Source organism: Tessaracoccus sp. O5.2 (genome assembly GCF_964266725.1).
Taxonomy (GTDB): domain Bacteria; phylum Actinomycetota; class Actinomycetes; order Propionibacteriales; family Propionibacteriaceae; genus Arachnia; species Arachnia lapidicapta.
The window spans coordinates 156530-169814 of record NZ_CAXWGV010000012.1 but is presented as its reverse complement, the minus strand read 5'-3'; the positions used below and the strand labels follow the sequence as shown (position 1 = coordinate 169814).

Annotated in this window: 15 protein-coding genes; 5 read left to right on the top strand and 10 right to left on the bottom strand. The window is 70.3% G+C overall.

Going from position 1 to position 13285, the window contains the following annotated elements:
* Positions 1 to 47: 47 nt before the first annotated feature.
* Positions 48 to 2375 (top strand): ATP-binding cassette domain-containing protein, encoded by a 2328-nt coding sequence (locus tag ACFQPD_RS06765; RefSeq protein WP_385899656.1) that lies wholly within the window; start codon positions 48 to 50, stop codon positions 2373 to 2375.
* Positions 2376 to 2501: 126 nt separating this feature from the next.
* On the opposite strand, the gene ACFQPD_RS06760 is transcribed toward ACFQPD_RS06765, so the two are convergent.
* The 10 genes from ACFQPD_RS06760 to ACFQPD_RS06715 all read right to left on the bottom strand — a co-directional run bounded on the left by ACFQPD_RS06760 (position 2502) and on the right by ACFQPD_RS06715 (position 8983).
* Positions 2502 to 3344: an oxygenase MpaB family protein gene (locus ACFQPD_RS06760; protein WP_385899620.1), complete on the bottom strand. Its 843-nt coding sequence runs from the start codon at positions 3342 to 3344 to the stop codon at positions 2502 to 2504.
* A gap of 55 nt (positions 3345 to 3399) precedes the next feature.
* On the bottom strand, positions 3400 to 3723 hold the full coding sequence (locus ACFQPD_RS06755; RefSeq protein ID WP_385899618.1) for a plasmid stabilization protein: 324 nt from the start codon (positions 3721 to 3723) through the stop codon (positions 3400 to 3402).
* Between the two features lie 62 nt (positions 3724 to 3785).
* On the bottom strand, positions 3786 to 3965 hold the full coding sequence (locus ACFQPD_RS06750) for a hypothetical protein (protein WP_385899617.1): 180 nt from the start codon (positions 3963 to 3965) through the stop codon (positions 3786 to 3788).
* 130 nt (positions 3966 to 4095) lie between these two features.
* Entirely contained in the window at positions 4096 to 4542 is a 447-nt protein-coding gene (gene rplI, locus ACFQPD_RS06745) for a 50S ribosomal protein L9 (protein ID WP_385899616.1), read from the bottom strand.
* Between the two features lie 21 nt (positions 4543 to 4563).
* Positions 4564 to 4803, bottom strand: coding sequence for a 30S ribosomal protein S18 (gene rpsR, locus ACFQPD_RS06740; protein WP_068752323.1), 240 nt, complete (start codon positions 4801 to 4803; stop codon positions 4564 to 4566).
* 98 nt (positions 4804 to 4901) lie between these two features.
* Positions 4902 to 5429 carry a single-stranded DNA-binding protein gene (locus ACFQPD_RS06735; protein ID WP_068752324.1) on the bottom strand — a complete coding sequence of 176 codons (528 nt, stop codon included), beginning with the start codon at positions 5427 to 5429 and terminating at the stop codon, positions 4902 to 4904.
* Between the two features lie 153 nt (positions 5430 to 5582).
* A complete protein-coding gene (rpsF, locus tag ACFQPD_RS06730) occupies positions 5583 to 5870 on the bottom strand; it encodes a 30S ribosomal protein S6 (RefSeq protein WP_068752325.1) in 288 nt (95 codons plus the stop codon).
* A gap of 115 nt (positions 5871 to 5985) precedes the next feature.
* Positions 5986 to 6738 (bottom strand): SGNH/GDSL hydrolase family protein, encoded by a 753-nt coding sequence (locus ACFQPD_RS06725; RefSeq protein WP_385899614.1) that lies wholly within the window; start codon positions 6736 to 6738, stop codon positions 5986 to 5988.
* 10 nt (positions 6739 to 6748) lie between these two features.
* On the bottom strand, positions 6749 to 7126 hold the full coding sequence (locus tag ACFQPD_RS06720) for a rhodanese-like domain-containing protein (protein ID WP_068752326.1): 378 nt from the start codon (positions 7124 to 7126) through the stop codon (positions 6749 to 6751).
* A 45-nt stretch (positions 7127 to 7171) separates the two neighbouring features.
* Positions 7172 to 8983, bottom strand: a complete 1812-nt coding sequence (locus ACFQPD_RS06715; RefSeq protein WP_385899612.1) for an AMP-dependent synthetase/ligase — start codon at positions 8981 to 8983, stop codon at positions 7172 to 7174.
* A gap of 159 nt (positions 8984 to 9142) precedes the next feature.
* Here ACFQPD_RS06715 and ACFQPD_RS06710 point away from each other — a divergent pair, with 159 nt between their 5' ends.
* The 4 genes from ACFQPD_RS06710 (at position 9143) to ACFQPD_RS06695 (ending at position 13244) form a co-directional block, all read left to right on the top strand.
* Positions 9143 to 10075, top strand: coding sequence for a sugar phosphate isomerase/epimerase (locus ACFQPD_RS06710; protein WP_068752328.1), 933 nt, complete (start codon positions 9143 to 9145; stop codon positions 10073 to 10075).
* Between the two features lie 28 nt (positions 10076 to 10103).
* Complete coding sequence (locus ACFQPD_RS06705; RefSeq protein WP_068752329.1) at positions 10104 to 11111, top strand: Gfo/Idh/MocA family protein; 1008 nt, start codon at positions 10104 to 10106, stop codon at positions 11109 to 11111.
* 299 nt (positions 11112 to 11410) lie between these two features.
* Positions 11411 to 12439: a LacI family DNA-binding transcriptional regulator gene (locus ACFQPD_RS06700; protein ID WP_385899610.1), complete on the top strand. Its 1029-nt coding sequence runs from the start codon at positions 11411 to 11413 to the stop codon at positions 12437 to 12439.
* Between the two features lie 10 nt (positions 12440 to 12449).
* A complete protein-coding gene (locus tag ACFQPD_RS06695; protein ID WP_385899609.1) occupies positions 12450 to 13244 on the top strand; it encodes a deoxyribonuclease IV in 795 nt (264 codons plus the stop codon).
* Positions 13245 to 13285: the final 41 nt, after the last annotated feature.

The following is a 13285-nucleotide window of genomic DNA, read 5'->3' as shown; positions in this document are numbered from 1 at the left end:
ACGGTAGCGCGGTGAGCACAGCAGCGCATCCGGCCGACCGCCACGACATGATCCGCGTCCAAGGGGCGCGCGAGAACAACCTCAAGGGCCTCGACGTCGAGCTGCCGAAACGCCGGCTGACTGTCTTCACGGGCGTGTCCGGCTCCGGCAAGAGCTCGCTGGTCTTCGAGACCATCGCCGCCGAGTCGCAGCGCATGATCAACGAGACCTACAGCGCCTTCATCCAGGGGTTCATGCCCACGCTGTCGCGCCCCGACGTGGACCATCTGGACGGTCTGACGACCGCGATCATCGTCGACCAGGAGCGTCTCGGCGCCAACGTGCGCTCCACCGTCGGCACCGTCACCGACGCCAACGCCCTGTTGCGTGTCCTGTTCAGCAAGCTCGGCCAACCGCACATCGGCTCCCCGCAGGCCTACTCGTTCAACGTCCCCTCCGTCACCGGGTCCGGGATGCTCAAGACCGAGAAGGCCGGCCGCGTCCAGAAGGAGGCCAAGACCTACACCCTCGTCGGAGGCATGTGCCCGCGCTGCGAGGGCAAGGGCACCGTCTCCGACATCGACCTCACCCAGCTCTACGACGAGACGAAGTCGCTCAACGACGGCGCGCTGACGATCCCCGGCTACACCGGTGACGGCTGGTACGTGCGGATCTTCACCGGATCCGGCTTCTTCGACCCGGACAAGCCCATCCGGGACTACTCGAAGCGCGAGCTCGAGGACCTCCTCTACAAGGCCCCCACCAAGGTCAAGGTCGACAACATCAACCTCACGTACGAGGGGCTCGTGCCGAAGATCCAGAAGTCGTTCCTGGCGAAAGATCCGGAGGCGATGCAGCCGCACATCCGGGCGTTCGTGGAGCGGGCGGTCACGTTCGACACCTGCCCCGAGTGCGGCGGCACCCGGCTGTCCGAGGGCGCGCGGGCGTCGAAGATCGACGGGGTCAGCATCGCGGACGCCTGCGCCATGCAGCTCACGGACCTGGCGGCGTGGATCAGGGGGCTGGAGCGGCCGGCCGCCGCCCCGCTGCTGCGCAACCTCGGGCACCTGCTCGACTCGTTCGTCGAGATCGGGCTCGGCTACCTGTCGCTCGACCGGCCCTCGGGCACGCTGTCCGGCGGCGAGGCGCAGCGCGTGAAGATGATCCGCCACCTCGGCTCGTCCCTGACCGACGTCACCTACGTCTTCGACGAGCCCACCATCGGGCTGCACCCCCACGACATCCAGCGGATGAACTCGCTGCTCATCTCCTTGCGGGACAAGGGCAACACCGTGCTCGTGGTCGAGCACAAGCCGGAGACCATCGCCATCGCGGACCACGTCGTCGACCTCGGTCCCGGAGCGGGCACCGCGGGCGGGGAGATCTGCTTCGAGGGCACCGTCGAGGACCTCCGACGCAGCGACACGCTGACGGGGCGGCACCTCGACGACCGCGCCCGCCTCAAGGACGCCGTCCGCTCCCCCAGCGGCGTCCTGCCCATCCGCGGGGCGTCGACCAACAACCTCAAGGGCGTCGACGTCGACATCCCGCTCGGCGTGCTCACGGTGCTGACCGGTGTCGCGGGATCGGGCAAGAGCTCGCTGATCCACGGCTCGATGCCGGCGGACGCCGGCGCCATCTCGATCGACCAGACGGCCATCAAGGGGTCACGGCGCAGCAACCCGGCCACGTACACCGGGCTGCTGGAGCCCATTCGCAAGGGGTTCGCGAAGGCCACCGGCACCAAGCCGGCTCTGTTCAGCGCCAACTCCGAGGGGGCCTGCCCCGCCTGCAACGGCGCGGGCGTCATCTACACCGAGCTGGGCTTCATGGAGACGGTCGCGAGCCCGTGCGAGGAGTGTGAGGGCCGCCGCTTCCAGCCGGCCGTGCTGGAGTACCGGTGGGGCGGCCGGAACATCGCGGACGTGCTCGACATGCCCGTGACCGAGGCGCTGGCGTTCTTCGGCGACGGTGAGACCCGCACGCCGGCGGCACACGCGATCCTCGAACGGCTGAGCGACGTCGGCCTGGGCTACCTCAGCCTGGGCCAGCCCCTGACGACGCTGTCCGGCGGCGAGCGGCAGCGGCTCAAGCTCGCGGTCGCGATGGCCGACAAGGGCGACCTCTACGTTCTGGACGAGCCCACCACCGGGCTGCACCTGGCCGACGTCGCGCAGCTGCTCGCGCTGCTGGACCGGCTCGTGGACTCGGGCAAGTCGGTCATCGTCATCGAACACCATCAGGCGGTGATGGCGCACGCCGACTGGATCATCGATCTCGGCCCCGGCGCCGGTCACGACGGCGGCCGGGTGGTGTTCGAGGGCACCCCCGCGGACCTTGTCGCGGCCGGGTCGACTCTGACGGGACGCCATCTCGCCGAGTACGTCGGCGCCTGAGCTTCGGGGCTCAGAGGTCGACGGCGCGGCCCTCGAGCGCGCTGGTGCGGGCGGCGTCGAGCACCTCGAGCAGCCGACCACGCCGATTCTCATGAGGGCCATTCTGCCCTCCATTCGACCGCGCGGTCAGCGGGCCCAGCGGCCCTTGCGGCTCTCGGGCTCCAGGGACCAGCGGACGACGGCGGTCGCGAGCCGGCCGAGGGGGATCCCGACGACGCGGTCGAAGAATCGGCTCGTCGGCAGCCGGAGCTCGGTGCGCGCCCACGTCGGGAGGGTGGCGATGGCCCCCGCCGCCAGCATCCAGTAGCCGGGGCGGGCCAACCATGGGATAGGGGGTTGCCGCAGCAGGAACTCAACGGTGTCCAGCGCCGCGGGCGACGCGCGCAGCTCAGGTCGGTAGGCCTCCAGCGCGGAGCGTAGTTCCGACTCCGTGAGGGGGAGAGTCCGGGCGCCGAGCAACTCCCCGACGGGGGCGGCCTCCTCCACGTAGCGGTCCGCCTCCTCGGGCGTCAGGCGACGGTCGCCGAAGTGCTGGAAGCTGGTGAGGAAGCTCTCGGTCTCCGCGATGTGCACCCACGCCAGCAGGTGCGGATCGGAGGCGCGATAGGGGGTCCCGTCGTCGGTCTTGCCCCGCACCCGGTCGTGCACCGTCCGGACCCGTTCGATGAGGGCGAGCGCCGACGGGATGGGGCCGTAGGTCGTCATGGCGATGAACTCCGAGGTGCGTTGCAGGCGCCCCCACGGGTCCGAGCGATAGCCGGAGTGCCCGGCGACGCCGGCCATGGCCGCGGGGTGCAGGGCCTGCAGCAGCAGGGCCCGGATGCCGCCCGCGTACATCGCGGCGTCGCCGTTCACGTGCCAGATGACGTCGTCGGGGCTGTGCCAGCGCTCACCGTCGACCTGCCAGATGAGGTGCGCCTTGGCGTCGGCGTCCTCCCCCGCCACGCGGCTGCGCAGCGTCCGCCCCACGGCACGCCGGGCTCGCTCGAGTGGCGAGGAGGTCCGGCGTCGGGCGGCCGGGGCCTCAGTCGACCGCGCGTTCAAGCTCGGCCTTCGTCATGCGCGAGCGGCCCTTGACGCCCTTGGCCTTGGCCTCGTTGTAGAGCTGAGCCTTGGTACGGCCACCGGCGCCCTTGTGCGAGCGCAGCCCGCCACGGCGTCCGGACGAGATGTCCTCGCGCGAGAGACGGCTGGACTCGCTGGCCTCACCGGCCCTGGCTCGCTCCTTGTTGACGGTGCGGGCGGCGATCTCCTCGGCGGTGTCCTCGTCCTCGCCGCGGTCGAGGAGACCTTCCTTGATGTGTTCGTACTGGCGTTCGCGCTTGGCGCTCCATGCCTCCTGCGGCATCGTCCGACCTCCTTCTCACGAGATCCCTCCACGCTACGCGCCTCGCGGCGCGCGGACCAGAGTCAGCGCCGGCCGTCCTCGGTGCCCGCAGCCGCGGCGGGCTCGGTGCGTTCACCCAGCTCGATCCAGGTGCTGTCGCAGCCGGGGCACCGGTAGACGGGTGCGCCCTCGACGCGCTCGTCGGTGCGGATGGTGCCGCACTCGTTCTGGCACGGCCAGGTGGTGAGGAAGCGTGCGCTCATCGGCCGCCTCCGGCGGCACTGGGGGTGTGCGATGTGGTGGGCATGCGGACCAGAGTAGACGCGAAGCGCCGGGGCCCCGACCATGTCGGAGACCCCGGCGCCTCGGCGGACCGATGTGGCCCCTCGGGTGTCAGCCCGCGACGACCTCGAAGGGGACGCGAGCGGTCACGGCCGGGTGCAGCTTCACCGCAGCGATGTGGCTGCCCAGCGACTTGACGGCCTTCGGGAACGAGACGGCGCGCTTGTCGATCGTGGGGCCGCCGGCCTTCTTCACCGCGACCGCGAGGTCGTTGGCGGTGACGGAGCCGAACAGGTGGCCCTGGTCCGACACGCGGGCCGCGATCGAGACGGTCAGGCCCTCGAGCTGGGTGCGGATCTCCTGGGCATGCTCGACGCCCCGGACCTCGCGCGCATCGCGGGCACGCTTGATGCCCTCGATCTGCTTCTCGGTGCCGCGGGTCCAGCGGATCGCCTTGCCCTGGGGCAGGAGGAAGTTTCGGCCGTAGCCGTCCTTGACCTCAACGACGTCGCCGGCGATGCCGAGCTTGTCGACGGTGCTGGTCAGAATGAGCTTCATGAGTGTGTCAGTCCCTTCTGATCAGCGAGCGGTCGACGCGTAGGGCAGCAGGGCCACCTCACGCGCGTTCTTGACGGCGAGGGCGATCTTGCGCTGGTCCTGGACCGACAGTCCGGTGACGCGACGCGCGCGGATCTTGCCCCGCTCGGAGATGAACTTCTTCAGGGTGTTGATGTCCTTGTAGTCGATGTTGGCGACTCGCGTCGTCTTCACCGGCAGGACCTTCTTCTTGTTCACAGGCTTGCGCTGTGGACCGGCCATTGTGGTGCTCTCCTTGTCTCTCGGGCTCCTCGCCCGTGAAAGCCCGTCTCGCGACGGAATGTGCCAGCTAGCCCGACCGGGCTAGATAAGCGGGTTGATCAGAACGGGGGTTCTTCCGGCTGGGTCTGCGCCCACGGGTCGTTGCCGCCGCGGTTGCCACCTGCCTGGCCGGAGCTGGCCCACGGATCGGACTGCTGTCCGCCACCCTGGTTGCCGCCGCCGCCCTGGTTGCCCTGCCAGCTGCCGCCACCGCCGCCGCCACCCTGCGTGCGGGTGACCTTCGCGGTTGCGTAGCGGAGGGCCGGACCGACCTCGTCGACATCCACCTCGAAGACGGTGCGCTTCTCACCCTCGCGGGTCTCGTAGCTGCGGGACTTCAGCCGGCCCGAGACGATGACGCGCATGCCCTTGGTGAGGGACTCGGCCACGTTCTCGGCGTACTGACGCCACACCGAACAGTTGAGGAACATGGCGTCGCCGTCCTTCCACTCGTTCGTCTGACGATCGAACGTGCGGGGGGTGGACGCGACCGTGAAGTTCGCGACGGCCGCCCCGTTGGGCGTGAAGCGCAGCTCGGGGTCGGCGGTGAGGTTGCCGATGAGCGTGATGGGGGTTTCGCCTGCCATGTGTTATGCCTTCCGGGATCGGACTTGGGAGTGGCCTCAACGTCACTGTACGACGAGGATCTGACGATTCACCGTCGATCCGCCGCCGCCGACTCTGTCACGATGGGCGGGCCGCCCACCGGTTTGCCGCGCGACGTCGAGGCTGTGGAAAAGTCAGTCCTCGCGCCGCAGCACCTTGGTACGCACGATCTTCTCGTCGATGGTCATCAGACGATCCATCTCGGAGACGGTCGCGGGCTCCGCGGTCACCTGCAGGACGGCGTAGTACGCCTCGGACTTCTTGTTGATGTCGTAAGCAAGACGACGACGACCCCAGATGTCGGTGTTGTCGACGGTGCCACCACCGTTGGTGATGACTTCGAGATGCTTCTCGACGAGCGCGGGAACCTGGCGTTCATCGACATCGGAATCGATGAGAACCATGACTTCGTACTTGCGCATGCTCAGCCCCACCTCCTTCGGACTAGCGGCCGCGGGTCGTTCCCGCGGCAGGAGGGCATGGCCGACCGCAGTCGACCGAGCGCCAAGGTTACCGGTCCCCGAGCCGCCGGGGAAATCAGTCCCGCAGCTCCTCGAGGCGCCCGCTCGCCACGATGGTCCCCCAGAACGCGTCGGCCCAGCCCTCGTATCCCAGGTCGTTGGGATGGAAGAAGTCGCCCGCGGTGTACCGGTGGTAGCGCAGCCGCCCGGTCTCCCGCGACACGCGGTGCAGCGGCACCAGATGGTGACCGTGGCGCTCGACCAGCGCCGCCGCCAGGACCGACATGCGCTGCGAGCGCCGCCCGAGCACCGGCATCATGAACCACGGCACGTCCGCCACGTAGCTCGCCGGCGGAAGCGCGGCCAGGATCTCGTCGAGGTTGCGCTCGAACGTGGCCGGTGTATGACCGGGGAACACGACGTCGTTGCCACCGATGTCGAGCGTCACGACGTCCGGCTCGAACGGCAGGTCCGCCAGCCGGGGCAGCTGCTCGCGCACCACGTCGGCACTGGTGGCGCCGGACACCGACAGGTTGGTCACCGCGACGTCGCGCCCGGACGCGCGCCCGATGCGCTCGGCCAACAGCGGCACATAGCCGCGGCTGACCGAGGTCGCGCCCACCCCCTGGGCGGCGGAGTCGCCGAGGGCCACGTACCGCAGCCCTTCGCGGGGGGCGTGGTGCAGGGCGGCCCAGTGCGACCGGTAGTCCTCGACATGACGGTTGACGGTGCGCCGGCCCTCCAGCCACACCGTCGTGGCGGCGGAGACGGTCGCGCCGAGTCCGAGGCCGACGGCGGCCCCGCCCAGGAACACCGGAAGCCGACGCATGGCCGGCTCCTCAGCGCCGCCGCCGGTAGGGGCCGGGCAGCACGGGGTTGCCGTCCTTGGCCCACGCGCGCAGCCCGCCCGCGACGGATTCGGCCAGGAGCCCGCGACCCCGCAGCTCCGCGGCCGCGATCGACGACCGCAGCCCGTTGTCGCACATGACGACGATGGCGGCGTCGCGCTCCGCGAGGGGGTCGTCGCCGTGGATGGCGTCGAGCGGATCGGCGTGCAGGCTCTTGGGGTCCACGGGACGCGCGCCCGGCGCATGCCCGGCCTCGTACTCCCCCGGCGTGCGCACGTCGATGAGCACCGCACCCTTGCTGAGCGCCGTCAGGGTCTCCTCGATCGTCAGACCGGGCGACCGCTTCCCGAGGAAGTCCATCAGTCCCATGGGGCCATGGTGCTCTCTCCGCGGCGCCCGCTCAACCCGCGTGGCTCACGCGCCCCCGGCTCCGCCGCGCCCCTGCTCCTTCAGCCGCTCCAGGCGGGCGTACATGTCGTCGACGAGAGCCTTGAACCTGGCCTCCACCTCGCGGCGTCGGACCTTCAGCGTCGGCGTCAGGAGGCCGTTGTCCATGGTGAACTCCTCCTGGAGCACCTCGGTGTCCTTCGGGCGCTCCTGGCTGGGGAGCTTCGCCGTCAGCTCGTCCACCCGCTTCTTCAGTTCCTCGCGCAGTTCGCCGCTGGCCAACCAGTCGTGCAGTTCGCCCGGCCACGCGCGCGCCTTGGCGAGCGCCTCGACGTGGGGCAGCGACGGCTTGACCAGCAGGGTGACGAAGGGTCGGTTGTCGCCCAACAGCACTGCGTGCTCGAACAGCGGATCGGAGAGGATGAGGCCTTCGATGGGCTGCGGGGCGACGTTCTTGCCCCCCAGCGTGACGATGATGTCCTTGAGCCGGTCGGTGATGGTGAGGAATCCGTCGGTGTCGACGTAGCCGACGTCACCGGTGTGGAGCCAGCCGTCGACCACGGTCTCGGCGGTCGCCTCTTCGTGCTTCCAGTACCCCTTCATGACGTTGGGCCCCTTGTAGAGGATCTCGCCGAGGTCCCCGATCCGCAGCTCGCCGCCGGGCAGCACCTTGCCCACCGTCCCCTGCTTGAAGTCGTCGGGCGCGTTGAACGTGATCAGCGGCGAGGCCTCCGTCAACCCGTAGCCCTGCATGATCGGGACGCCGACGGCGGAGAAGAACTCCTCGATCTCGGCGCGCAGCGGGGCGCCACCGCAGGCCAGCACCTTCTTGGGGCCACCGATGGCCGCGCGCACGTTGCCGAGCACGAGCTTGTCCGCCAGCGCCAGCTGGGCGCGCAGCGCCGCGCCGGGCCGCCGTCCCGAACGGTAGGCGTACTGGTTGTGCCGGCCGACCCTGAGCGCCCACGCGAAGATCTGCCGCTTCACCGGGGAGTCAGACGCTCGCTGGTGCGCCGTGGCGTAGACGGTCTCGAACAGCTTCGGGACACTGACCATCATGGTGGGCTGGGCCAGCACCATCTGTTCCGCGACCGTGCGCGCGTTCTCCACGTAGGTGTTCATGCAGCCATGCATGAGGACGACGAAGGTCCAGGCGCGCTCCAAGGCGTGCGACAGCGGCAGGAACGACAGCGAGTGGTCCTCGGGCGTGATGTCGAAGAACTGGTCCAGCGCGTCGCTCTGCGTCACGAATGCGCTGTGCTGGAGCATGACGCCCTTCGGCTCGCCCGTGGTGCCGGAGGTGTAGATGATCGAGGCGAGGTCGTCGCCGAGGGCCCCCGAGAAGCGCTCCTCGACGGCGTCGCCCTCGGGCGCGCGCAGCAGGTCGCGGTAGGGCATGACCCGGTCGGGCATGTCCGCGTACGGCTTGACGATGACGATGTGGCGCAGGTCGGGCAGCCGGTCCGCGACACTCAGCACGCGCTCACACTCGCTCTGGTTCCCGACCACCATGACGGTGAGCCCGGAGTCCCGCGCGATGTGCTCGATCTGCTCGGGGGTCGACGTGGCGTAGAGCGGCACCGGCACGGCGCGGACCGTCGCCGCGCCGAAGTCGACCTCGGACCATTCGGGCCGGTTGCCGAGGAACAGTCCGACGCGACCGCCGACCTCGACGTCGAGGTCGAGGAGCCCCTGCGCCACGGCGAGCACGCGCGCACCGAACTCGTCGTAGCTCTGGGTCACCCAACGGTCGCCCTCGCGGATGCGGGTGGCTGGACGCGACCCGTGGCGGGCGATGACCTCCCGCAGGCGGGTGACGACGTGCTGGGTCTGCGACATTGCTGGCTCCTGGTGTCGACGGTGCAGTAAGCCTACCCAGCGCCGACCAGGCTCGGGGCCGTTAGCGCACCCCCCTGGCACGCCCCCGTTAGAGCGTGCTAACGTTCCATTAGCGCGTGCTAACCACGCAGGACCCTCACCGACGAGAGAAGGCACACCATGACCTCCAAGGCCCGCAACACCCTTGATCCGAAGTACTCGAAGCTGACGATCGGCGTCTGCCCGGACCAGTGGGGCGTCTGGTTCCCCGAGGACGAGAAGCAGATGGACCCCCGCCGCGCCATGCAGGAGATGGCCGAGGCGGGCTTCGAGGTCATCGAGACCGGCCCCTTCGGCTACTTCCCGAAGGACCCCAAGGAACTCAAGAAGTGGACCGACGAGTTCGGCCTGCGCGTCGTCGCCGGCACCGGCTGGGGCATCCTCCACAAGGAGGAGGCCTGGGCCGAGACCGAACGGACCTTCCGCGCCATCGCCGAGACGCACGCCGCCGTCGGCGCCGAGTACATCGTCCACCTGCCGCCGCTCTACCGCGACGACAAGACCTGGGAATTCACCGACGACCGCGTCCTCAGCGACCGCGCCTGGAACCTCTACGTCGACAACGCCAACCGCCTCGGCAAGCTGCTCCTCGACGACTACGGCCTCAAGATGGTGCTGCACCCCCACGGCGACTCGCACATCGAGACCCCCGACGAGATCGCGCGCATCTTCGAGGCGACGGACCCCACGTACGTCAACCTGTGCCTCGACTCGGGCCACGTCGTCTACGGCGGCGGCGACCCCGTCGAGCTGGTGAAGAAGTTCCCCGAGCGCATCACCTACGTCCACATCAAGGCGTTCGACGAGGACATCACCCGCCAGGCGCACGAGGAGGACTGGCCGTTCGGCGAGGCCGTCACCAAGGGCGCCTCGGTGCGCCCGCCGGCCGGCCTGCCCGAGATGCACGCCTTCGTCGACGCACTCGCGGAGCTCGATAAGGAGATCTACGCGATCTGCGAGCAGGACTGCTACCCCTGCCCGACCGACTTCCCCAAGCCCAACGCCATCCTCATGCGCGAGTACCTGGCCGAGTGCGGCCTCGGCCTCAAGTGACCCGCACCGGCGGAGAAGGAGAACCACAATGACCGTACGCATCGGAGTCATCGGCGCCGGCGGCATGGGCCGCGCCCACATCGAGCGCATCGAGACCGAACTGGCCGGCGGCCGGGTCGTCGCGGTGGCCGACCTCAACCTCGACGGCGCCCGCGCCGTCGCCGAGCCGCTGGGCGCCAAGGCCTACGGCACCGGCGCCGAGCTGATCGCCGACCCAGACGTCGACGCCGTCCTCATCGCGACCTTCGGCAGCGTCCACGCCCCCGACGTCATCGCGGCGGTCCAGGCCGGCAAGTACGTCCTGGTGGAGAAGCCGCTGGCCACCCTCACCGAGGATTCGCTGCGGATCCTCGAGGCCGAGCAGGCCGCCGGGAAGAAGCTCATCACGGTGGGGTTCATGCGCCGCTTCGACAAGGGCTACCAGGAGATGCGCGAGGCGCTCGTCGCCGGGGACCACGGCTACGCCACCCTCGTGCACTGCCGGCACCGCAACCCCTCGGTCCCCGAGGGCTACACGACCCGCAACATGATCGATGACACGGCCATCCACGAGATCGACACGTGCCGCTACCTGCTCGGCGAGGAGATCGTGCGGGTCCGCATCGACACCCCGCGCTCGACCAGCCACCGGTTCGAGCACCTCGCCGACCCGCTGGTGCTCGTCGCGTACACCGAGTCGGGCGTCCGCATCGACGACGAAGTCAACGTCAACATCGGGTTCGGCTACTCCATCGAGTGTGAGCTCGTCATGGAGCAGGGCACGATCCGGCTGAGCGACCAGCACCGCACGGTCGTCCGCGACGGCGAGGGCGAGCGCAACCCCATCTGCCGCAGCCACATCGACCGCTTCCACGACGCGTTCAACGCCGAGGTCCAGCAGTGGATCCGCGCCGTCGAGCGTGACGAGCACACCGGATCCAGCGCCTGGGACGGGTACGCGGCGGGCGTCGTCGTCGACGCGGCGGTCCGGTCGCTGGAGTCGGGTGGCGTCGAGGTGCCCGTGGAGATGATCGCCAAGCCCGCGTTCTACAACTGACGGGCCGGCCAGATACCTCATGGTGATGGGGACGGGGTGTGGGGCGCTGCGGCGCTCCGCACCCCGGGTCGCGTTGAGCCTGACACGCGGTCCGTCGCACCCCGTTGAGCCTGGTCCGCGGCTCGACGGCGGAATCTGCGGTGATGACGCTGCCAACGCCATCGAGACATGGATCAGGCTCAACCCCTCCCCACAGACCGCGAGTCAGGCTCAACCCCTCCCCACAGACCGCGAGTCAGGCTCAACCCACCCAGCCCCAGCGGGGCCATAGACTCACCACCCGAGCGAGGAGGACGACGATGCCGCAGCGACGCCGACCCACCCAGGCCGACGTCGCGCGCCTGGCCGGGGTGTCGCGCCCGCTGGTGTCGCTGGTCGTCCGCGGTGATCCCCGGGTGTCGGCCGAGCGGCGTGCCGCCGTGGAGACCGCCATGGCCGAACTCGGCTACCGCGCCAACGCCGCCGCCCGCGCCCTGGCCCGCAACCGGTCCGACCTCATCGGCGTCGTGCTGCCGGGGTTCGGCAACCTCTTCCACGGCGAGCTGGCCGAGGCGCTGCGCGCGGCGGGCGACGAGCACGACTACGTCCCCCTCCTGGCCACCATCGCCGAGGACGCCGAGCGCGAGGTCAACGCCATCGAGCGGTTCCTCGAGCTGCGGGTGGCCGGCCTGGTCCTCGTGTCCCCACTGCTGGACATGGCGGCTCTGGGGGCCTACGGCGCCCTGACCCCCACCGTCGTCCTCACCCGCAACCGGGCCCCCGCCACGGTGGACCTCGTCCGCTCGGATGACCGGGCCAACGCCCGGCTGGTGACCGAGCACCTGTGGACGCGGGGTTATGACCCGGTCATCTACGTCGGCTACGACCGGCCCGCGGAGGGCGACTCCTCCCGCGAACGCCGGCTCGGCTACCTGGACGCCCAGCAGGCCGGCGGCCGGCCCCCCATCACCCTCACCGCCCGACACCACGGCGCCGCGGGCGAACGCATCGACGGCCTCGACGAGCTCCTCCTGCCCGGTACCGGCGTGGTGTGCCACAACGACCGCGTCGCGACGGCGGTCGCCAGCCACGTCGAGGCGCTCGGGCTGCGCACCGGCGCGGACATCGGCCTGTCCGGCTTCGACAACACGTCCCTGACGCACCTGCCGGGCGCGTCGCTGACCAGCGTGGACCTGGACGCGACCACGCTGGCCAGGACCGCCGTCGAACTGCTCGACGAGCGGGTCCAGGGACGCGCCACGCATGCCGACGTCGTGGTGCCCGCCCGGCTCATCGACCGCGCCTCCACCGCCGGTCCGCGCCCGGGAACTGTCGGCGGCCGCGACTAGGGTGGCGCCCATGACCCTTCGACTCGGTGCCCACGTCGATTCCACGGACCCCCTGGCCGAGGCCGCCGCTCTCAGCATCGGGGCCGTCCAGATCTTCCTGGGTGACCCACAGAGCTGGAAGAAGCCGACGACGCTGGTCGAGGGGGGCGCCCCCGCGCTGCGTGCCGCGGCCGAGGACGCCGGCATCGGCGTCGTCGTCCACGCGCCGTACGCGCTCAACGTCGCCTCGACCAACAACCGCATCCGCATCCCCTCCCGGAAACTGCTCCAACAGACCGTCACCGAGGCGGCCGCCGTCGGGGCGCTGGGTGTGGTGGTGCACGGCGGGCACGTCACGCAGTCGGAGGACCCGGCCGTCGGCTTCGCGAACTGGCGCAAGGCGGTCGACGGCCTGGACCTGCCGGTCCCCATCTTCATCGAGAACACCGCCGGCGGCACCAACGCCATGACCCGTGAGCTCGAGGCGATCGACCGGCTGTGGTCCGCGCTCGAGTCGTCGCCCAACGCTGACCGGGTGGGCTTCTGCCTCGACACGTGCCACGCGCACGCGGCCGGCCTCGACCTCGACGGCCTGGTCGGGCGCGTCAGGGGCATCACGGGTCGCGTCGACGTCGTGCACTGCAACGACTCGCGCGACCTCCCAGGCAGCGGCGCGGACCGGCACACCAACCTCGGCCAGGGCCTCATCGACGGCGACCTCCTGGCCTGCGTGGTCCGGGACGCCGCCACCATCACGCTGCTGGAGACGCCGGGCGGGGTGCCGGAGCGCACCGCGGACCTGGCGTGGCTCCAGTCCGCCGTGTAGCGCCAGCCACAGCGCCCCTGGCCGTCGTCGGCCCCGCTAGA